At 62.9% G+C, this 21476-nt stretch carries 18 protein-coding genes; 10 read left to right on the top strand and 8 right to left on the bottom strand.

Translation table 11 applies throughout. The features are described from left to right. From X738_RS47070 to X738_RS47080, 3 genes are all read right to left on the bottom strand, one after another. Positions 1-3102: helicase-related protein (locus X738_RS47070; RefSeq protein ID WP_023797004.1), on the bottom strand; the 3102-nt coding region annotated here is incomplete at its 3' end. A 777-nt stretch (positions 3103-3879) separates the two neighbouring features. Continuing rightward, positions 3880-4605 (bottom strand): acetoacetyl-CoA reductase, encoded by a 726-nt coding sequence (gene phbB / locus X738_RS47075; RefSeq protein WP_023797005.1) that lies wholly within the window; start codon positions 4603-4605, stop codon positions 3880-3882. Positions 4606-4728: 123 nt separating this feature from the next. Continuing rightward, positions 4729-5907 carry an acetyl-CoA C-acetyltransferase gene (locus X738_RS47080; RefSeq protein ID WP_023797006.1) on the bottom strand — a complete coding sequence of 393 codons (1179 nt, stop codon included), beginning with the start codon at positions 5905-5907 and terminating at the stop codon, positions 4729-4731. Positions 5908-6219: 312 nt separating this feature from the next. Between X738_RS47080 and phaR the strand changes: the two genes are divergently transcribed. Continuing rightward, entirely contained in the window at positions 6220-6843 is a 624-nt protein-coding gene (gene phaR / locus X738_RS47085) for a polyhydroxyalkanoate synthesis repressor PhaR (protein WP_023797007.1), read from the top strand. Positions 6844-6936: 93 nt separating this feature from the next. Here the strand turns inward: phaR and X738_RS47090 are convergent, their stop codons facing one another. Then, positions 6937-7383: a hypothetical protein gene (locus X738_RS47090; RefSeq protein ID WP_031254057.1), complete on the bottom strand. Its 447-nt coding sequence runs from the start codon at positions 7381-7383 to the stop codon at positions 6937-6939. A 100-nt stretch (positions 7384-7483) separates the two neighbouring features. Here X738_RS47090 and X738_RS47095 point away from each other — a divergent pair, with 100 nt between their 5' ends. From X738_RS47095 to X738_RS47105, 3 genes are all read left to right on the top strand, one after another. Continuing rightward, complete coding sequence (locus tag X738_RS47095; protein ID WP_023797009.1) at positions 7484-8173, top strand: TetR/AcrR family transcriptional regulator; 690 nt, start codon at positions 7484-7486, stop codon at positions 8171-8173. A 174-nt stretch (positions 8174-8347) separates the two neighbouring features. Then, positions 8348-9145, top strand: coding sequence for a 3-hydroxybutyrate dehydrogenase (locus tag X738_RS47100; protein WP_031254060.1), 798 nt, complete (start codon positions 8348-8350; stop codon positions 9143-9145). 35 nt (positions 9146-9180) lie between these two features. Then, the gene (locus X738_RS47105; protein ID WP_023797011.1) at positions 9181-10311 is read left to right on the top strand and encodes a patatin-like phospholipase family protein; all 1131 of its coding nucleotides are present in this window, start codon (positions 9181-9183) and stop codon (positions 10309-10311) included. A gap of 13 nt (positions 10312-10324) precedes the next feature. Here X738_RS47105 and X738_RS47110 read toward each other — a convergent pair whose 3' ends face one another. Further along, positions 10325-10921 carry a TetR/AcrR family transcriptional regulator gene (locus X738_RS47110; protein WP_023797012.1) on the bottom strand — a complete coding sequence of 199 codons (597 nt, stop codon included), beginning with the start codon at positions 10919-10921 and terminating at the stop codon, positions 10325-10327. A 117-nt stretch (positions 10922-11038) separates the two neighbouring features. Here X738_RS47110 and X738_RS47115 point away from each other — a divergent pair, with 117 nt between their 5' ends. The 6 genes from X738_RS47115 to X738_RS81975 all read left to right on the top strand — a co-directional run bounded on the left by X738_RS47115 (position 11039) and on the right by X738_RS81975 (position 18789). Beyond that, entirely contained in the window at positions 11039-11500 is a 462-nt protein-coding gene (locus X738_RS47115; RefSeq protein WP_023797013.1) for a (2Fe-2S)-binding protein, read from the top strand. 2 nt (positions 11501-11502) lie between these two features. Beyond that, positions 11503-13773 carry a xanthine dehydrogenase family protein molybdopterin-binding subunit gene (locus X738_RS47120; protein ID WP_023797014.1) on the top strand — a complete coding sequence of 757 codons (2271 nt, stop codon included), beginning with the start codon at positions 11503-11505 and terminating at the stop codon, positions 13771-13773. Further along, positions 13770-14045 (top strand): hypothetical protein, encoded by a 276-nt coding sequence (locus X738_RS47125; protein ID WP_023797015.1) that lies wholly within the window; start codon positions 13770-13772, stop codon positions 14043-14045. The genes X738_RS47120 and X738_RS47125 overlap by 4 nt, the downstream gene beginning before the upstream one ends. 120 nt (positions 14046-14165) lie before the next feature. After that, positions 14166-15344, top strand: a complete 1179-nt coding sequence (locus tag X738_RS47130) for an efflux RND transporter periplasmic adaptor subunit (RefSeq protein ID WP_023797016.1) — start codon at positions 14166-14168, stop codon at positions 15342-15344. A gap of 2 nt (positions 15345-15346) precedes the next feature. Further along, positions 15347-18523: an efflux RND transporter permease subunit gene (locus tag X738_RS47135; protein ID WP_023797017.1), complete on the top strand. Its 3177-nt coding sequence runs from the start codon at positions 15347-15349 to the stop codon at positions 18521-18523. 107 nt (positions 18524-18630) lie between these two features. Further along, complete coding sequence (locus tag X738_RS81975; protein WP_023797018.1) at positions 18631-18789, top strand: DUF3309 family protein; 159 nt, start codon at positions 18631-18633, stop codon at positions 18787-18789. A 152-nt stretch (positions 18790-18941) separates the two neighbouring features. On the opposite strand, the gene X738_RS47145 is transcribed toward X738_RS81975, so the two are convergent. From X738_RS47145 to X738_RS47155, 3 genes are all read right to left on the bottom strand, one after another. After that, complete coding sequence (locus tag X738_RS47145) at positions 18942-20138, bottom strand: MFS transporter (RefSeq protein WP_023797019.1); 1197 nt, start codon at positions 20136-20138, stop codon at positions 18942-18944. 194 nt (positions 20139-20332) lie between these two features. Continuing rightward, positions 20333-20641 (bottom strand): DUF1244 domain-containing protein, encoded by a 309-nt coding sequence (locus tag X738_RS47150; protein ID WP_023797020.1) that lies wholly within the window; start codon positions 20639-20641, stop codon positions 20333-20335. A gap of 25 nt (positions 20642-20666) precedes the next feature. Beyond that, on the bottom strand, positions 20667-21464 hold the full coding sequence (locus tag X738_RS47155) for an N-formylglutamate amidohydrolase (RefSeq protein ID WP_023797021.1): 798 nt from the start codon (positions 21462-21464) through the stop codon (positions 20667-20669). Positions 21465-21476: the final 12 nt, after the last annotated feature.

Raw genomic sequence — 21476 nt, forward strand, 5'->3', positions numbered from 1 at the left:
GCGTCCGTCACGGGCGGGCCGGTCGCCTGGAGCGCCGGCCTGCTGCCCGGCCTCTGCCGGCGCGTTGCTGCGGCCATCGCGCGCGGCTTGTCCGCTGCGCGGGCGATTGTCCCTGTCACGGGGCCGGTTGTCGTGGTGGCGGTGGCGTGGGCGCTGGTCGAAGCGGCCCTGCCGCCACAACAGGATGGGTTTTGGTTCTTCTGCCTCTTTCTCGGCCTCTGGAGCAGCCTCGCCGATGGCGGCTTCCACCGCCGCGGCAGGTTCGGCCGAGACTGCTGCCGTTGCGGGCGAGGCTTCGGAAGCCGGCTCCGCCGGTGCGACCTCAACCTCGGCGGTTTCGGGTGCTGCCTCTCGAACTGCGGCTTCAGCTGCAGGCAGTGCCTCTACCGTGACCTCAGGCGGAGTTTGCAGCTGAGCTTCTGCGACAGGTTCCGCTTCGGCAGCGGGTTCCGCGAGAGCCTCCGCCGTGGCTTCTGCCACTGCATCCGGCTCAGAACTGTCGGCCGGCGCCTCGGCGGCTGCGTCGGCAATCGCGGCTTCAGCTGCCTTGGCCTGTTCGGCTTGTTCTTCCGCCGCCTGCTTGGCCGCGGCGGCTTCGCGCGCGGCATTGTCCTGTGCCTCGAGCCGTGCCTTCACCTCGACAGCCGGCTTCGGCTCGGCCCGGTAGCCGAGGCCTTTCAGAATCTCTTCCATGTCGTCGGCCGTGGCGCCGAGGATCGACATCATCGGCGGCGTCACCATGAAGGACTGACCATCATAGGCGCCGTCAGGGCGCTGGCCGAGGCCCGGCTTCCAGTTGGTTGCTGGCCGGATCAGGTCGGCCAGCCGTTCGAGGATGTCGACGCGCACCGCGCGACGGCCGAGATTGCGGTAGCCGGCCAGCTTGTAGAAGGTCTTGTCGAAGGTTGGATCGATGACCACCGAGGTGCGGCCGGAGGCCAGCGCGTGAACCACGTCGCCAAAGCCAGGCTTGTCCTTGCCGTCGTTCTGCAGCGCCCACAACAGCGTCACCAGTCCGGCCGGAGCCGGCTTGATCAGCGCCGGCACGAAGACGTGGTAGGCGCCGAAGCGCACGCCGAGCCGGCGCAGGGCGGCGCGGCCCTCCTGGTCGAGCGACTTCATCTCCTCGGCGATGTCGCGGCGGTTGATGAGCCCGAAATTCTCGACGAGCTGGAAGGCGATGCCGCGGCCGATGCCGGTGATCTGCTCGGCGTTCTTGAGGTCGACCAGCGGCTTCAGCAGCGACTCGATCTGGAAATTGACGAAGCGCTCGGCGCGCGCCGCGACCTTGTCGCGGGCGGGACCGGTGAGCTGCTCGTCGGCCAGCAGCACCAGGCGCGGCTTCAACGGCTCGTCGCCTGCGACCAGCGTGCCGATCGGCGCGCCGATCCAGCGCAGCGTGCCATCGGAGCCGAGCGCGATGTCGCCATTGGCCGAGGCGCCGAAGCGTTCGGCCCGCGCCTCGAATTCGGCTGCAAGCGCCTTCTGGGCTGCTGTGCGCACCGCCTTGGCGTCCTCGCCGCCGGCGCTTTGGTCCGCGGTGAAGCGGAACCCCTGCAACTCGCCGACATGATGGCCTTCGACGAGGACGGTTCCGGTTGGACTGATTTCGGCTTCAGGCATGGTATTTTCTCTAAGGCGCCGCATGAGGACGGAAGTCCTGCGGTCTACGAAGCGTTTCGTCAACCGCTCATGCAGCGCATCCGACAATCTGTCTTCGATTTCGCGCGTCTTTTCCTGCCAGTGTGCCTGATCGGCCAGCCAGCCGGGCCGGTTGGAAACGAAAGTCCAGGTGCGGATCTGGGCGATCCGGTGCGACAGCGTGTCGATGTCGCCCTCGGTGGTGTCGGCGCGGCGCACCTGCTCGGCCATGTAATTCTCATCGACATGGCCATGCCTGGCAAGGTCCATGTAGATCGAGGCGATCAGGTCGGCATGCTGAGCCGGGGCGATCTTCCTGTAATCGGGAAGGGCGCAGGCCTCCCACAACAGCGCCACGCGCCTGGCGTCGGTGGCAAGCGTCCGGATGTCCTCGTCGCGGGACAGATGTTCGAGCGCCTGCGCATCGACCGCCGGCAGCGCGCGCGTCAGGCCTTCAACCGGCGCGTTGGTCTCGATCGAGCGCTTCAGCGCGTCGAGGTTGGCGAAATCGAAACGCGCGGTGCGCCATTGCAGCACCTTCACCGGGTCGAAATCATGCGCTTCGATCTTCTTGACCAGTTCCTCGTCCAGTGGATCGACCTGGCCGGTGACGCCAAAAGTTCCGTCGCGCAAGTGGCGGCCGGCGCGGCCGGCGATCTGGCCGAGCTCGGCCGCCGTCAGGTTGCGATACTGGTAGCCGTCGAACTTGCGGTTCTGGGCGAAGGCGACGTGATCGAGATCGAGGTTGAGGCCCATGCCGATCGCATCGGTGGCAATCAGATAATCGACATCACCCGACTGGAACAGCTCCACCTGCGCGTTGCGGGTGCGCGGCGATAGCGCGCCGAGCACGACTGCCGCACCGCCCTGCTGGCGGCGGATCAGTTCGGCGATGGCATAGACCTCGTCGGCGGAGAAGGCGACGATCGCCGTACGTCGCGGCAGGCGGGTCAGCTTCTTGGAGCCGGCATAGGCGAGATGCGACAGCCGTGGCCGCGTCACCACCGACACCCCCTTCAGCAGACGCTGGAGGATGCCGTGCATGGTCGCTGCGCCGAGCAGCAGCGTCTCCTGGCGGCCGCGCAGATGCAGGATGCGGTCGGTGAAGATGTGGCCGCGCTCGAGATCGCCGGCCAGCTGGACCTCGTCGACGGCGACGAAAGCGGCGTCAGTCTCGCGCGGCATGGCTTCGACGGTACAGACCGAATATCTGGCGCCATCGGGCTGGATCTTCTCCTCACCGGTGATGAGCGCCACCTTGTGAGCGCCGACCTTCTCGCAGACGCGTGAATAGACCTCGCGGGCGAGCAGCCTGAGCGGCAGGCCGATAATGCCGCTTTCATGCGCCACCATGCGCTCGATGGCGAGATGGGTCTTGCCGGTGTTGGTCGGCCCGAGCACAGCGGTCACGTCGCGGCCTGACAGGATCAGTGGCTCAGTGTGTTTCGGCTGGATGTTCATCGACCTGGAACTTAAGGCTCTCTGCCTCGCGTTGTCGGGAGCGCGCCCCGTGGTGGCGCGGGTGACAGCCGACACATAGGGATTTTGGGCGTGAAGCGAAAGCAGAATATTCCGATGGCAGCTCGAAGCCTTCCGTCGGCGTCGAAATGCCGTTCCGCCGTTCCGATTTAACAGTTGGAACGAGTCTGGAACGAATCGGCTACGAATCGCTGACTCGCGCAGATTCAGGGTTTGTTCACGGCTACATCTGGATTTCTCGCCTGCGAGTCTCACCACATGCTGAATCGCCGAACTGGCCCGTTTCATGCAGGGCTGACGTCGCCGTTAACCTTTGCCGCTGAACGATCGACGCAGGTCGGCCGGCGTCATCCAACATTTTGAAATAATTAATCTTTCCTAACGCGCCTTAACCATTTGGGGATGTTTTTCAGCCTTTGTCGTTTAACTCTGCGCTCAAAGCCGGAACGAAACGGCGACGAATCGGCGCCGGAGCATGTTTCCCGGTTTGTTCACCCCCATATGTAGTATCGTGAACAGGTATTCCACCTGTTATCCACAGGCGGGGAACAGGGTTTTGCACAGGCCGCACGGCCGCCGTTAACCTTTGCGTGCCGCTTCGGCACAAATCGGCGTCACGCCCATCGGTCGGCGCAGTCGCTGACCAGGCTGCCAGCAATGCAAAACGGCCTGGTTCAAGCCTCTCCCATGGCATAGCGCTGCCGCAGCGGGCTGCAACAGTCCCCGGCAACAGGCCGACGCCTCAGGTGACATGACGCCTCAGGTGATATACTGGCCGCCATTGGCTGATATGGTCGAGCCGGTGATGAAACCGGCATCGTCGGAAGCCAGGAAGACGACGCAGCGTGCGATCTCTTCCGGCTCGCCGAGGCGGCCGACCGGGATCTGCGGGATGACGCGCTCATTGAGCACCTTCTCGTCCATCGCCCTGACCATCTCGGTGGCGATGTAGCCGGGGCAGATGACATTGACGGTGATGCCGACCCGCGCCCCTTCCTGGGCGAGTGCCTTGGTGAAGCCGATATCGCCGGCCTTCGACGCCGAATAATTGACCTGGCCGGTCTGGCCTTTCTGGCCATTGATCGAGGAGATGGTGATGACGCGGCCGAACTTGCGGTCGCGCATGCCGACCCACAGCGGGTGCGTCATGTTGAATGCGCCGGAAAGATTGGTGTCGACGACCTCTTTCCATTGCTCGCGCGTCATCTTGTGGAACATGGCGTCGCGGGTGATGCCGGCATTGTTGACCAGAACGGAAACCGGGCCGAGATCGGCCTCGACCTGCTGGATGCCGGCGGCGCAGGCATCGTAGTCGGCGACCGACCATTTGTAGACCGGAATGCCGGTCATCACGTTGAATTTCTGCGCCGCTTCGTCATTGCCGGCGTAGTTCGCGGCGACCTGATAGCCGGCGTTTTTCAGGCCGATCGAAATCGCGGCGCCAATACCGCGCGACCCACCGGTGACGAGTGCTACCTTTGTCATAATATCCTCCCTTTTTCTCGATCGGCGGGCGGCGAAAGGGGAACGCTCTAACGGCGGAGCCTGTTCGCCACCGACTGTTTCACGGCTTGCTCGCTCCGTCCTCACGGCGCTTTGCAGATGACTTCACAGCGCTTCCACGCACATGGCGACCCCCATGCCGCCGCCGATGCACAGCGTGGCGAGACCTTTCCTGGCACTTCTGCGGCGCATCTCGTAAACTAGCGTGTTGAAGATGCGGGCGCCGGAGGCGCCGATCGGGTGGCCGATGGCGATGGCGCCGCCATTGACATTGACGATCGACGGATCCCAGCCCATGTCCTTGTTGACGGCGCAGGCCTGGGCGGCGAAGGCTTCGTTGGCCTCGACCAGGTCGAGATCGCCGACCGACCAGCCGGCCTTGGCCAGCGCCTTGCGCGAGGCGGGAATGGGCCCGGTGCCCATGATCTGCGGATCGACACCCGCGGTCGCCCAGGACACGATGCGCGCCAGCGGCGTGATGCCGCGCTTTGCGGCTTCGGCTTCGGTCATCAGCAGCACGGCGGCGGCGCCGTCATTGATGCCGGAGGCATTGGCGGCGGTCACCGTGCCGTCCTTGTCGAAGGCCGGTCTCAGCTTGGTCATGGCCTCCATCGTGGCGCCGTGGCGGATATATTCGTCCTGGTCGACAATGGTGTCGCCCTTCTTGCCCTTGACGGTGAAGGCCACGATCTCGTCCTTGAATTTGCCGGCCTTCTGCGCGGCCTCTGCCTTGTTCTGGGAGGCCAATGCGAGCTGGTCCTGGTCCTCGCGGGTAATCTGGAACTGGCGAGCGACGTTTTCGGCCGTGTTGCCCATGTGGTAGCCATTGAAGGCATCCCACAGCCCATCCTTGATCATGATGTCGATCATCTTGTAGTCGCCCATCTTGACGCCGGCACGTAGGTGTTGAGCGTGCGGGGCCAGCGACATCGATTCCTGCCCGCCGGCGACGATCACCTTGGCATCGCCTGTCGCGATCTGCTGCATACCGAGAGCAATAGCGCGCAGACCTGAGCCGCAAACCTGGTTGAGGCCCCAGGCGGTGGTTTCCTTTGGCAGGCCGGCTTCGATAGATGCCTGGCGGGCGGGGTTCTGGCCCTGAGCCGCGGTCAGCACCTGGCCGAGGATGACCTCGTCGACTTCCGCCGGCTCGACACCGGCACGGGACAGCAACTCCTTGATGACGACGGCACCAAGCTCATGCGCCGGCGTGGCGGCGAAGGCGCCGTTGAAGGAACCGACGGGCGTGCGCGCCGCACTGGCGACAACGATGGCAGCGGACATGTTCTTCTCCACACTTCGAGGTATCGAGGTTTTGGTATCGCAGTTTGTATGGTCAGGGCTTTTCTTGCCCTTTCAATCATCCAAGTCAAACCGGAAATGGGCATACCGGCCATGCGCCGCAAGCAGGTTGCGCATCGTGGTGGATACAGCCGGCCCATTGCTGCGCAGCATTTTTAGCCCGCCGTGCAGCATTAATTGATGCCGCACTGCACAAACCGCTTGGAATTGTGACGCTTTTGCGCATATCCTTGAAAAGGCGCAATCGTTACCGGCAGCTTACCTCAAGTGCGCCGGTGTCCCGGGAGGATGCTGATGGCCGCGAAAGACGAACCGATTATCATCAAGAAATATGCCAATCGCCGCCTCTACAACACCGGCACCAGCACCTATGTGACGCTCGAGGACCTTGCCGAAATGGTCAAGAAGGGCGTGGAGTTCACCGTCCAGGACGCCAAGACCGGCGACGACATCACCCATCCGGTGCTGACCCAGATCATCTTTGAACTGGAGAACAAGGAAGGGCAGAACATGCTGCCGATTCCGTTTCTGCGCCAGTTGATCGCTTTTTACGGCGACCAGATGCAGATGATCGTGCCGAGCTTCCTCGAACAGTCGATGATCGCCTTCTCAAAGGAGCAGGAACGCTTCCGCGAGCAGATGAAGGGTGCGTTGGGCAAGTCGCCGCTGGACATGATGAAGATCACCACGCCGATCAAGGCGCTGGAAGAGCAGACGCGCCGCAATATGGAAATGTTCCAGAACGCCATGCGCCTGTTCACGCCATTCCCACCCGCTGGCCCACCCGCAGGCTCGAATGGCACTTCCGCAGCGCCGGCGGAGCCGGCCAGGAAAGAGACGTCGGAAAAGCCCGACGACCTTCAGGAACTGAAGGAACAGATCGCCGCCATGCAGCGCAAGCTCGACACGATGTCGTGATCGCCGGCCAGACCAAGCCCGGCCGAAATCTCTCATCAGCAGGCCGTATCAGAAATCTCCGCTCGAATGAGGCTGAGTGCCGCCCGACCCGCGCTATTTCGTTGTCACCGTCACCAGAGCCGTAACGGGTTTGCCGTCGACGAGAATGGGCTTGTGATGATCATCGGCAAGTAGGACGCCGATCACATGCTTGCCGGCGGCATCCGGGCAATGGCCGAAACGAGCCTTGACAAGATCGCCGCCAAAGTCGCTGTTCATGCTGTTGTACGGCTTGCCGGGGATGTTGCAGGTATCTCCGGCGGGATCGATCTTCATATGCAAATGGCCGCATTGGCTGACGCCGTCGCATTCACCCGCTGGCAGAAGCGTGAAGTTGCTGCTGACGACGACGCCTATCGCCTTCTCTGGGTCATTGCCGAGTTCGATGACCGAACCGGCCGCCGGCCAGACGATTTGCAGGGTTGGCCGATCTTCGGCCTGGGCAGACCCGAGCGACAGTAAACAGAAAGCAAGGGCAGTCGTTGCGATGATGCGAAGCATGGTAACCTCCATTGATGTTGTAATCACTGATTACATATGAAACGCCTGGACGCAAGAAAATAATCAGTGATTACATATCGGCGTCGTGCTATTGGCAGGCATGACCAGCCCCACGGATTACGGCGAAGCCGCCAACCCCAAGCGCTATCATCACGGAAATCTGGTCGAGGCCTTGATCGCTGCCACCGTAGAGATCATAGAAGAGCGCGGAGCAGAGCATGTCTCGGTGCGCGAGGCGGCAAAACGTGCCGGCGTTTCGCCCGGCGCGCCATTCCGGCATTTCCGCTCGAAATCAGCACTGCTGACCGCCGTCGCCGAACAGGCGATGAACCGGCTGACCGAGGCCGTTGCCGATGCACAGTCCAAAGTCGGCAGCGCAGATCCCATTGTGGCCTTCGAAGCGATCGGGCAAGGCTATCTGGAGTGGGCGATCAGCAATCCCACGCATTTCCAGATCATCAGTTCTCGGACGCTGATCGATTTCGACGCGTCGGACAGTCTTCGTGATCAGAATGAAGCCGTTCGCCGGAAAATGATCGCCCTGCTGACCCAAGCGCAACAACAAGGTCGGCTTGTCCCGGACACCGACTTCGATCATCTGGTGCTTGCCGCCCGCGCATTTGTCTACGGCCTGGCACGCATGGCGATCGATGGTCATTTCCCGGAGTGGCATCCGTCCGAGCCGCCATCGCTCGCCGTACGGAAAGCTCTGCGTCTTTTCATCAGCCAGATGACAAATCCCGAAACGCAATCTCACGAGCGCCCTGAAGTGACTTCCGGGGATCGCTGACAAAACTGTCTTCGCACTGCAAAACCTGTCTTCGCACTAGTGTCAGGCGCACAGCTTCGAGTGAGGGTGTCCTCTTTCATGACAAAAATTTCATGTCATCGCCACTGAGTGCCGCTATTTTTGCGCCACACCAGACATTTATGCTGCACTGCAATATGGTCCGTTAGCGCCGTAATGAAGGATTTCGCCTTGCCCAGCAGAAAAACTGCCATCGTCACCGGTTCCACCTCGGGCATCGGCCTGGCAATCGCCCATGCGCTCGCGGCCGATGGCTGCAACATTGTCGTCAATTCCTTTTCAGACACGGCCGACGACCAGGCCGTCACCGATGCGATCGCCAGGCATCACGGCGTGAAGACTGTCTACATCAAGGCAGATATGTCGAAGCCGGCCGAATGCCGGGCGCTGGTCGCAAAGGCAGCCGAGAGCTTCGGCTCGGTCGACATCCTGGTCAACAATGCCGGCATCCAGCATGTCGCGCCAGTGGAAGAATTTCCCGTCGAGAAGTGGGACGCCATCATCGCCATCAATTTGTCGTCGGCCTTTCACACCATCGCCGCCGCCATCCCGCTGATGAGAGAAGCCGGCGGCGGCAGGATCGTCAACATCGCCTCGGCCCATGGGCTGGTCGCCTCGCCGTTCAAATCGGCCTATGTTGCGGCCAAGCACGGCATCATGGGACTGACCAAGACGGTCGCTTTGGAACTGGCGCGCGACAAGATCACCTGCAACGCCATCTGTCCCGGCTATGTGCTGACGCCGCTGGTCGAGGCGCAGATCCCCGACCAGATGAAGGCGAACAAGATGGACCGCGACACGGTGGTCCAAGAGGTCATGCTCGACAGACAGCCGACCAAGGAATTCGTCACGGTCGAGCAAGTTGCCGCTGCCGCGGTGTTCCTGTGCTCGGATGCGGCAGCGCAGATCAACGGCACGCAAATCTCGGTCGACGGCGGCTGGACCGCGCAGTGATCCATCCAATGGCTCTCTAGATCAAGGACAACGCCATGACGACAAACGGCAAGGCGGAGGAGCCCAAGAAGATCAACGTCGCGCTGCAGGGCGGCGGCTCGCACGGCGCCTTTTCCTGGGGCGTGCTCGACCAGCTGCTGGAGGACGGACGGCTCGACATCGCGGCGGTTTCGGGCACCAGCGCCGGCGCCATGAACGCGGTGGCGCTGGCCGACGGCTTCGTCCGCGGCGGCGTCGAGGGCGCGCGGCAGAAGCTCGACGATTTCTGGCGCGCGGTGGCGCGGAAGGGCCGGTTCAGCCCGGTGCAGCGCATGCCGTGGGACGTCGCCTGGGGCAACTGGTCGATCGAGAACACGCCGGGCTATCTGTTTTTCGACACGATGTCGCGGGTGTTTTCGCCCTATGTCGCCAACCCGCTCGGCCTCAACCCGCTGCGCGACGTGATCGAACAGGAGATCGATTTCGGCAATGTGCGCGCCTGCAAATCGATGGAGCTGTTCATCTCCGCGACCAATGTCGAGACCGGGCAGTTACGCGTCTTTTCCGATGGCGAGATCGATCTTGACACGGTGATGGCGTCGGCTTGCCTGCCGCAGCTGTTCCGCGCCGTCGAGATCAAGGGCGTGCCCTACTGGGATGGCGGCTATGGCGGCAATCCGGCGCTGTTCCCGTTCTTCAAGACGACTGCCACCGAGGACGTGCTTTTGGTGCAGATCAATCCGGTGGTCCGCGAGGGGACGCCGAAGAGCGCCAACGAAATCCAGAATCGCATCGACGAGATCACCTTCAACGCCGGACTCTTGCGCGAATTCCGCTCGATCGCCTTCATCAAGGAGCTGATTGCCGCCGGCCGGCTGCCGCATGGCGAATACCGCGACATCCGCATGCACCGCATCGATGCCGACGAGGCATTCAAGGACCTGTCGGCATCGTCCAAGGTCAATGCCGAATGGGCGTTTCTGAACTATCTGCGCGACCTTGGCCGCACTGCCGCCAGCGACTGGCTGGAGGAGAATTACGACGCCGTCGGCAAGCAGCCGACGCTTGACCTCTCAGGCGAGCTCGACGACGGCTTCAAGCCGATGCGTGGTCCGGCACCGGGCCGGCGGGTCAAGGAGTTCCTTGCAGCACGCAAGAAGCCCGAGGCAGCGCGTCGCCGAGCCTGAGTCGTTTTGTTTGTCAGTTTTTTTGCAAGGCTAGATCAATCACCTTGATCAGCGCGGCCGCAGCCCGCCGCTGCTCGTCCGGATCGCTGATGCGCATCTTCATGCCTTCCAGCCCGTCGAGCAGCATGTCGGCCAGCAATTTTGCCGACAAGCCCTTGGCGGTGAGATCGACGCCATTGCGTCCGGCTTCGCTCTGGATCGCTGCGGCAATATGCTCGGCAAACCGGCTGCGCCAGCAGCCGATCAGGTCGGCGAGACTCGATTTCATGTCAAGGAGTTCGGCGCCATGCGGCGAGGCGTGGACGGTGCGCGTCATCGAGATCAGCGCTTCGTCGATGGCCCGCATCGTGCGCTCGGCAAATGGTTCTTCGCCGGCGAGTGCCGTTTTCGCCTGCTCGAGCGAGCGGGAGAGCAGCATCAACGCAATGGCGCGATAAATATCGGTCTTGTTCTTGAACTGGAGATAAAGCGCCGGCCGCGACATGTCGGCGGCACGCGCAATGTCGTCCATGGTGGTGCGGGCGAAACCATAGGCCAGAAACACCTTCATCGCGCTGTCCAGAATGCGGGCGCGCTTGGGGTCGGTGGCGATGTCCTCGATCTCGATCATGGCGCGACTTTATCCTGCAAAAGCTCTATTGACAAAATGACGTAATTTGTCAAGATGTATAAGGGCGAATGGCCGACCGGCCTGCCCGGGCTGTGGACGACAACAAAGGGTATCCCCATGCGCCTCACCGTCGACGGGCAGGCATTCGACGTCAATGCCGATCCCGAAATGCCGCTGCTGTGGGCGCTGCGCGATCTCATGGGCAAGACCGGGCCGAAGTTCGGCTGCGGCATCGCCGCCTGCGGCGCCTGCACGGTGCATGTCGACGGCCAGCCGGTGCGCTCCTGTTCATTGCCGGTCGGTGAGGTCACCGGCGCGGTCACCACGATCGAAGGCATCGGCACCGAAGGCAGATTGCATCCGGTACAGCAGGCATGGCTGGAAGAGCAGGTCGCCCAGTGCGGCTACTGCCAAGCCGGCCAGATCATGAGCGCGGTGGCGCTGCTCGACCAGGTTGACGATCCGACCGATGCCGATATCGACGATGCCATGGGCGGCAATCTCTGCCGCTGCGGCACCTACCCGAAGATCCGTGCGGCGATCAAACGGGCGGTCGTGCTCAAGACGGCGGGGATCTGACCATGGCCAGTGTCGGAAAGATCGCCCGCCGCACGTTTCTCATCGGCACCGCTGCCATCGCGGGCGGCGTCGCCGTCGGCTATTACTACTATCGCAAGCCTTTTCCGAATCCGCTGGAAGGCGACCTCGCGGCTGATGAAGCGACCTTCAACCCCTATGTGAAAATCGGCGCCGACAACACCATCACCATCGTCGCGCCGCGCGCCGAGATGGGCCAAGGCATATCGACGACGCTTGCTGCCATGGTTGCCGAAGAGCTCGATGTCGGGCTCGACCAGATCAAGGTCGAGCACGGCCCGGCCTCCTACGCCTATTTCAATGCGGCGATCCTGGAAGAGGGCGGTCCGTTCGCCTTCTTCGATGAAAGCATGACCGCGGAAATAGTGCGCGCCGGCATGGGCGTGGCCGGAAAATTCCTCGCTCTGCAAGGCACCGGCGGTTCGACATCGACGCTCGATGGTTTCGGCAAGATGCGGCAGGCAGGCGCCGCCGCGCGGCAGATGCTGATTGCAGCGGCCGCGCAAAAGCTCGGTATAGCTGCCGCCGATCTGGAAACGGCCAACGGCTCGATCCTGCACAAGGCATCGGGCAAGTCGCTGACCTATGGCGCGGTCGCTGCGACCGCTGGGACGATGGCGCCGCCCGCGGAAATCAGGCTCAAAGACAAAGCCGACTGGAAACTGCTCGGCAAACCGCAAAGACGCATCGACATGCTGGCCAAGGTCACCGGGGCGCCGATCGGCATCGACGTGACGCTGCCGGAGATGCTGTACGGCACGGTCAAGATGAGCCCGCGCTTCTGGGCCAAGCCGGTCAAGGCGGATTTCTCCAACGCCGAGAAAATGCCTGGCGTGATCAAGATCGTGCCGATCGACACGAATTACGGCCACGGCTTCGGCATCATCGCCGAAAACACCTGGGCGGCGTTCAAGGCGGCGGAGGCGATCGACGCCGAATGGGCCGATCCCGAATATCCGCTGGACAGCGCCGGCATTTCCGAGGTGCTGAAGCAGGCGCTCGGCACCAAAGGGTCGGTGATGCGCGATGATGGCGATGTCGATACCGCTTTCGCCGACGCGCTGCGCGAAAGGATCGTCGAGGCCGACTATGCGGTGCCTTATCTGGCACATGCGACGATGGAGCCGATGAACGCCACGGCGCGGCTGAAGGACGGCGTCCTCGACATCTGGTGCGGCAACCAGGCGCCGACCTTGGTGCGGCAGCTTTGCGCCAATGCTGTCGGCATTGAGCAGGACAAGGTCAGCGTCCACACCACCTTCATGGGCGGCGGCTTCGGCCGACGTATCGAGGTGGATTATGCGCTCTGTGCCGCGCTGATGGCGAAAGAAACGGCAGGCCGGCCCATCAAGGTGATTTGGACGCGCGAGGAGGACATGCGCCACGACGCCTACCGGCCGGCTTCGGTCGGCAAATTCCAGGCGCGGCTTGGCAACGACGGCATACCGGTCGCCGTCGACATGACAATCGCCTCGCCATCGCCGATAGCCAGCACCTTGCGCCGGCTGTTTCCCTCGATCCCGCCGCTTGGCCCCGACAAGTCCATTGTCGATGGGGCCTTCGACCAGCCCTACACCATCCCGAATTACCGGGTCAGCGGCATTGCTGCGCCCGCCTCCATCCCGGTCGGCTTCTGGCGATCGGTCGGCTGCTCGATCAACGGCTTCTTTCATGAGGGCTTCATGGACGAGATCGCCACCGCCGGGAAAACCGATCCGGTCGAACTGCGCAAGACGCTGATGGCTGCCTATCCGGCAGCGGTGAAGGTGGTCGAGAAGGTCGCCGAAATGGCGAAGTGGGGCGAGGCGCTGCCCGCCGGCAAGGCCAAGGGCATGGCGTTCACGCTGTCCTTCGGCAGTTGGGTCGGCGAGATCGTCCAGGTCGCCGACACGCCGTCCGGGATCCGCATCGAGAAGATGTGGATCGCCGCCGATGTCGGCACCGCGCTCGATCCTGATATCATCGAGGCGCAACTCATCTCCGCCGCCATCTACGGCCTGTCGGCAGCGATGGGTCAGGAGATTACTTTCGCCGACGGCATGGTCGAGCAGTCGAATTTTCATGACTACGACGCCATGCGCATCTCCCAGTGTCCGGCGTTCGAAGTCGCCATCCTGGAGAATTTTCACAAGATGGGCGGCGTTGGCGAAGTCGGCACGCCGCCGGCGGCACCGGCACTCGCCAACGCCATCTTCGCACTGACGGGCAAGCGCATCCGGACACTGCCCTTGTCGAAGGAGGTGACCTTTGCATGAAATATTCCCATCATGCTGACAGCTGCTGCCATGCTGTTTTGCTGGCGCCTACCAACGGCACTGGCAAGCCGGGCACGGCACCGATGATGGTCGATGCAGCCAAGACTTGCCCGAGGGACGCGGTCTGGCGGTTGCTTTCGCATCCGCGCTGCGCCGAGTGTTATGTCGCAGATAAAAGGCCGCGCTGGTCCGGCGCGCTTCACGGCGGCCGCACCCTGCCCATCGAAGTATTACCCATCAACATTTCTGACTATATTGCGGTGCAACTTTGATGTAGAAGCTCGTTCGCCGATCACGGCAAGTTGAACACGGCCTTGCGCGCACCCATATCGGCGACGCGCCCGAGTTACAAGACGCGGCCTGGCCGAATCCCGCGCACTGGAAAAATGACGATGCCGAAGTACAGGTTTCACAAGCTTGCAGCCATTGTTGTGCTTGTCGGATTCGCTGCCTGGATGGCGACGGGCGAGTTCTCGTCCGTCGGCAGCGCGGCCGCCGACAAACCCAAAGCGGGGGAGGTCGAGCAGCCAAAGGCGCCTGACGCCGGCAAGGCCAAGCCCGCTGAGGCAGAGCAGCCCAAGGCGCCGTTGCGCACCGTCGCGATCTTAACCCCGCCCAGGCGTACCTATGCGCGCGCCATCCGCATTTCCGGACTGACCGAAGCCGACAAGCGCGCGGTGCTGGCGACCCGGGTCGACGGCATCATCGACAAGCTGCCGGTCAAGCAAGGACAGCACGTCAAGACGGGCGACCTCGTGCTGATGCTTGCCACCGAGGAAAAGCTTTCGGCGCTCAGCAACGCCAAGCAGCTTGTCGCGCAGCGTCAGGCCGAACTCGATGCGGCCTCGCGGCTGGCGAAAACCGGCAATCTGCCCAAGCTGCAGCTCGACAACGCTCGCTCCACCCTGACCTTAGCGCAGTCGATGCTGGAAGCGATGCAAGCCCAGCTTGATCGCAATGAGGTGAGGGCTCCGTTTGACGGCGTCATCGACCGGGTGCCGGTGGAGCTTGGCAGTTCCGTGATGCAGGGCGGCGAGGTGGCAACCATTCTGAGCCTCGACCCGGTGATAGCCCGCGGCGAGGTCAGCGAGCGTGATCTCGGCTATCTGAAGATCGGCGACAAGGCGAAGGTACGGTTGGTCAGCGGCCAGAATGTCGAGGGCACCGTGCGCTATATCAGCCGCGACGCCTCGTCCGCCACCCGCACCTTCCGGGTCGAGATCGCAATCCCCAACCCCGAGGGCACCATTCCGGCCGGGATGACCGCCGAGATCGCGTTGAGCGCGCAGCCGACCGACGCAGTCATGCTGCCGCGCTCCGTGGTCACGCTCGGCGACAAGGGCGATCTCGGCATCCGCGCCGTCGACAAGGATAACAAAGTCGTGTTCTTCCCGATCGATCTGGTCGACGATACGCCAACCGGCCTGGTGCTCGGCGGCATCCCTGCCGATGCGCGCATCATCGTCGCCGGCCAGGAACTGGTGAAGGAAGGCGAAGTGGTCAAGCCGGTCGAGGCCGACCAGGCGACCATTCAGAAGCTGCTGGGCGAAGCGACGGCCGGGACGCAGTAATCATGGATATCGTCAAACTCGCAATCAGCAATGCCAGGCTGACCATTTCGGTGCTGGTGTTCCTCATCCTTGCCGGTGCGGTCGCCTATCAGTCGACGCCGAAGGAAGCGGAACCCGACGTTCCGATTCCGATGATGTATGTCAGCCTGATCTATCAGGGCATCTCGCCTGAGGATTCGGAACGCCTCCTGCTGCGGCCGATGGAAGCCAAGCTGAAAAGCCTCAAAGGTCTCAAGGAGATGCGTTCGGCCGCCTTCCAGGGCGGCGGTTATGTGCTGGTCGAATTCCACCCGCAGACGGATCTGGCGACGGCGTTGCAGGACACGCGCAGCAAGGTTCAGGATGGCAAGGCCGACCTTCCGCAGGCGGCCGAGGAGCCTGTCGTCTCCGAAGTCAACGTCTCCGAGTTCCCCGTCCTTGTCGTGACGCTGTCGGGCGAGGTGCCCGAGCGCGTGCTGACGACGGCGGCGCGCGAGTTGCGCGACCGCATCGAGGAAGTGCCTGGCGTGCTGGAGGGCTCGCTGCAGGGCGCCCGCGACGATCTCGTCGAAGTCGTCATCGATCCGATGAAACTGTCTTCCTACGGGCTGCAGCTCGAGCAGCTGATCGGAGCGGTTGGCGATTCCAACAGTCTTGTCGCCGCCGGCAACATCGAAGGGTCCGAGGGCAAATACGCGGTCAAGGTGCCGTCGCTGATTGAAACGCCGCAGGACGTGGCGGCGCTGCCGATCGTCGCCGGCCCCAATGCCGTGGTGCAGGCCAAGGATATCGCCACCGTCCGCTCCACCTTCAAGGACGCCGAGACGGTGACCCGTCTCGACGGCAAGCCGGCGATCGCCATCGAGGTGAAGAAGCGCATCGGCTCCAACCTGATCGACACGATCGCCCAGGTCACGGCGGTGTCCGATGCCTTCATAAAGACTATGCCGGAAGGCATGCACGTCACCTACACGCAGGACAAATCGGTCTTCGTCAACCAGTTGCTCGGCGATCTGCAGAACCACGTCATGATCGCCGTGATCCTGGTGTTCATCGTCATTCTCTACGCGCTGTCTGGCCGTGCCTCGCTGCTGATTGGCCTCGCCATTCCATCGTCGTTCCTGATCGGCATCCTGCTGTTGGCGATGATGGGCTACACGATCAACATGATCGTGCTGTTCAGCCTCATCCTGGCGGTCGGCATGCTCGTCGACGACGCCATCATCGTCACCGAATTCGCCGAGCGGCGGATGAGCGAAGGCATGCCGAAGGCAGAGGCCTTCGCGCTTGCCGCCAAGCGCATGGCCGGTCCGGTCATCGCGGCGACGATGACGCGCATCGCCGCCTTCTCGCCGCTGCTGTTCTGGCCGGGCATCATCGGCGACTTCATGAAATACATGCCGATCACGCTGATCGTCACACTCTCGGCCTCGATGCTTTACGCACTGGTCTTTGCACCGGCGCTGGGCGCCTTGTTCGCCAAGGCGCCGCCGCATCACGAGAACGACAACCGCGACGGCTGGTACATGGCGGTGGTCAAGCAGGCGGTTCGCTTTCCCATCACCGTCATTCTGCTCACCGTCGTGCTTTTGTTCGGTGTTGGCTTTGCCTATTCGAAATACGGCGCCGGCGTCGAGTTCTTCCCGAATGTCGAGCCCGACTACGGCCTGCTTTATGTGCACGCCCGCGGCAATCTTTCGCTCGCCGAAATGGATGCCGCCACGACGACCGCGGAAAACCGGCTTCTCGGCTGGCCAGGGGTGAAATCGGTCTATACCCGAGTCGGCAAGACGCAAGGCGGCGGCCAGGACATTCCTGAAGACGTGGTCGGCGTCATCCAGTACGAGTTCGTCGACTGGCGCGAGCGCAAATCGGCGAACGCCATCCTGGACGAACTGCGCGGCGTCATGGCCGGCATTCCCGGTGTCGACGTCGAGGTTCGCGTGCCCGAGGCCGGCCCGCCCACCGGCAAGCCGATCCAGATCAGGCTTTCGGCCGTCGACCCGCAAGGCCTCGACGACAAGGCGCGCGCCGTCGCCGCGCGCATTGCCAAGGTCCCTGGTGTCATCGATATTTCCGACGGCCTGCCGCCGCCGGGCGTCGACTGGGCGCTCGACGTCGACCGCGCCAAGGCGGCACAATACGGCATCAGCCCGACCTCGGTCGGAACGGTGGTGCAACTGGTGACGAACGGGCTGAAGCTCAGCGAATACCGGCCGGCCGGTGCTGACGACGCCGTCGACATCAGGCTGCGCCTGCCCGAGGACCGGCGCACGCTGTCGACGCTCGACGACCTCAGGGTGCAGACGTCGCAAGGGTCGGTGCCGATCTCGAATTTCGTCGCGCGCAAGCCCGAGCCGACCGTCGGCATCCTCAACCGCATCGACGGCGCGCGCACCGTGGTCGTCCAGGCCAATGTCGCCGCCGGCGAGCAGGTCGCTTCCGTCCAGCAGCAGGTCACCCAGGCGGTCGCCGAGATGGATCTCGGCAGCGGCATACGCTGGAAGCTTGCCGGCTCGAACGAGGACAGCGCCGAGGCCAGCGCTTTCCTCAGCAAAGCCTTCGGCGCCGCGATCTTCCTGATCTTCCTGGTGCTGCTGATGCAGTTCAACAAGTTCACCAGCGTTTGGCTGGTGCTGTCCTGCGTGGTCATGGCGACGGTCGGCGTGTTCCTGGGATTGCTGTTGACCGGAGAGGCGTTCGGCATCGTCATGTCGGGCATCGGCGTCATCGCGCTGGCCGGCGTGGTGGTGAACAACAACATCGTGCTGATCGACACCTATGACCGGCTGCGCGAAGAAGGCTGGGACAAGATGGACGCGGTTTTGCAGACCTGCCGCGAACGTGCCCGCCCGGTCGTGCTGACGGCGGTGTCGGCGATCCTCGGCGTGCTGCCGATCGCCTTCGGCCTCGGTCTTGAAATCTTCCATCACGAGACGACGATCAACGCGCCGTCGACGCAATGGTGGATTTCTCTGTCGTCGGCAATCGTCTTTGGCCTGTCCTTCGCCACCTTGCTGACGCTGGTGGTGACGCCGTCGATGCTGATGGTGTTCACGCGCAGCAAGAACAGCCGCTTCTATGCATTCTTCCGTCGGCTGTTCCGGCGCGGAACGCCAGCCGATGCGACTATGGAGGCCTCCGCCAGGCCCGGCTTGCTCAACGAGCCGGCGATCGACTTCCCGAGGGCCGCCGAATAGGTCGCTCGCTTCACATTTCAGCCCCAGGGTAGAAAAGGCCGCCGGGAACAACCCAGCGGCCTTTTGCATTGTCCTGTCATGGAATGCCTCAAAGCGGGGAGTTTCTCATGACGCTCAGCACCATTCTCGTCATCATTCTGATCCTCATCCTGATCGGCGCGATACCGGCATGGCCTCATTCGCGTTCCTGGGGTTATGGCCCCTCCGGCATCGTCGGGGTCATCCTGGTCGTGCTGCTGATTTTGCTGCTGATGGGCAGGATTTAACCCGGAGATTGGTGCGCGCGGAACCTGCAGCGCTGCTCGTCCTCCAGGACTCGCAGCGCTGTAGCGTTTGATTTGCTCGCCATGCATCGCAACGTGCGCACCAGCGTGCGCATTCGCCGTGCTGCGGATTTCCTCTACGAGGCGTTGAAGCGCTATTCGGCCGGGGCCGCGTCAGGCGCGAATTCGGCGCGGTGAGCGAGCCCGGCCATCAAGAATACGACGACCAGCAGTCCCGACAAAGCGACAAAGATCGGACCGAAGCTTGAATGCTCGGCGATGAAGCCGATTGCCGACGGCGCCACCAGAATGCCGGAATAGCCCATTGTGGTGACGACGCTCATGCCGGTGCCGGACGACATGCCTTCCTGGTTGCCGCCGGCCGAAAACAGAATCGGCACCATATTGGCGATGCCGAAGCCGCAAAAGGCAAAAGCTGAGATGGCGAGCCAGGGCGAGGGCGCCAGACCCGCCACCAGCATGCCGGCAGCGGCGACAAGCGCCGAAACGCGCAGCGTCGTCACGGCGCCGAAACGGTTGCGGACGCCGTCGCCAACGAAGCGCATGACTGCCATGACGCCGGAAAAAGCGGCGTAGGCCAAACCAGCTACGGCGAGGTCGGTGCCGAGTTCCTGTTGCAGGTAAAGCGCTGCCCAGTCGAGCACCGCACCCTCGGAGATCATCGTCATCAGCGCCATCAGCCCGACCAGATAGACCAGCGGATTTCCAGGCAGCGCGAACTTGCGATGCCCGATTACCCCCGAGGATGCTTGGACTGGCTTGTCCTCGGCGATCAGGTAGCGGACTGCCACTGCAATCACGGCAAAAGCGAGCGCCGTCACCACCGCCGCATGGGCGAGATGACCGTAATTCTGTATGGCGAGGCCACCGAGAGCGCCGCCGGCGAAACCGCCTAGACTCCAGAAGCCGTGCGAGGACGACATGATGGCCCGGGACAAGCGCCGTTCCACCGTCACCGCATTGGCGTTCATGGCGACATCCATGCCGCCGATCGAACCGCCAAAGATGAACATGGCGATGGCCGCCAGCGGCACGTTGGGAGCCAGCGCCACAACCAGCAGGCCGGAGCTGCCGATGAGACCGAACCAGCGCAGCACGGTGCGCGACCCATGCCTGGAGATCAGGTGGCCGCACCAGGTCATCGCTGTGACCGCGCCGGCGCCGAACAGCAGGATCAGCAGGCCAAGCGTGAACTTGCTGATATCCAGCCGGGTCAGCACCACCGGGATCTGCGGCGCCCAGGCGCCGGTCAGAAAGCCATTGGCCAGGAAGATGGCAGCCACCGCCCATCGTCCACGAATGGCAGCCTGCATGCGGTTTAGCGTGTCCATCGTGTAGAATCCGATGCGAAAAATAGTTTCGCGCCGCAAATTAGATCGATTCAATCCTCAGTCAAGCGCTCGTTCTTGAAAAGTGCTTGGGCCAAACGGCTCGCTTGCACCCAGGTTGATGAAGCCGATCTGGTCGGGCTTTGTTCGACCACGATCTTATCCGAAAACCGGTTTCCACTTTCGGGATCGTGGTCTCAGTGATCCCTGGGGCGTCTTGCCTCGAACTCGGCCTTCTTGGCATTGGAGGCGTCGGTCTGGTTGAGCGCCTGCCATTCGGCATAGGGCATGCCGTAGATGATCTCGCGCGACTGGTCCTTGCTGAGATCGACACCCTCGGCCTCCGCGGCATCGCGATACCAGTTGGAGAGGCAATTGCGGCAGAAGCCGGCGAGGTTCATCAGGTCGATGTTCTGTACGTCCGTGCGTTCGCGCAGATGCGCGACCAGTCGGCGGAAGGCGGCGGCTTCGAAATCGCGTTTCTGCTCGTCGCTGAGTTCGGTCATGTGTTCTGGGCCTCCTTGGGCCTCCTTAGAGCGGCCCGGTGCGCGAGCCGAATCGTTTGACCCAATGTATATCGGGACGGCGATTGATCGCGTCAACGATCGGCGCCAGCCGTTCGGCCCAGGCGACCGCATCCTGCCGATCGGCGATCAGGTCCTGACGGATTTCGATCAGCGCATGGGCAAAGCCGTTGACGATGGCATGTCTGAACATGGTGTCGCCGCGCAGCGCGCCGTCGTAGGGCTCATTGTCGCCGACGACAAGGCTTTTGTCCTCGGCGAGCATGTCGATCAGCGGTCGCGCCACCCGGTCGTCGCGATCCCACAAGATGCCAACATGCCAAGGGCGCACGAATCCCTGCATGAACGGGGTGAAGGAATGCACCGAAAGGATAAAGGGGGCGTTTGCGCAAGCCTGCGCCACCGAGGCGATCATGGCTCCGACCGCATCGTGATACGGTCGATAGAAGCGGTCGAGCCGCCTTTCACGTTCTTTCAAGGTAAGTGGATAATTCCCCGAAATGACGGTGCCGTCATAGAGTTGGCGGATCAATGTCGGATCGTCTTCGCCGCGATTGGGATCGATCAGAAGCCGCGAAAAATTGGCGAGTACCGCCGGCACGCCGAGCAAAGCGGCCAGTTCGCGCGTCACCGTCTCGACACCGATGTCGTAAGCGATATGGCGGTCGAATTCCGCCGCCGGCAGGCCGAGGCTGCCATACTCTTCCGGCAGGTCGCGACGGGCGTGATCGGCCAGGAGCACGATGCCTCGCTTGCGATCGCCTTCGACGACGTCGAAAGGCGCGAAAACTGTGGATCGGGTCATCGGCGGGAAATG

Source organism: Mesorhizobium sp. L48C026A00 (assembly GCF_000502375.1).
In the GTDB taxonomy this organism is placed as follows: domain Bacteria; phylum Pseudomonadota; class Alphaproteobacteria; order Rhizobiales; family Rhizobiaceae; genus Mesorhizobium; species Mesorhizobium muleiense.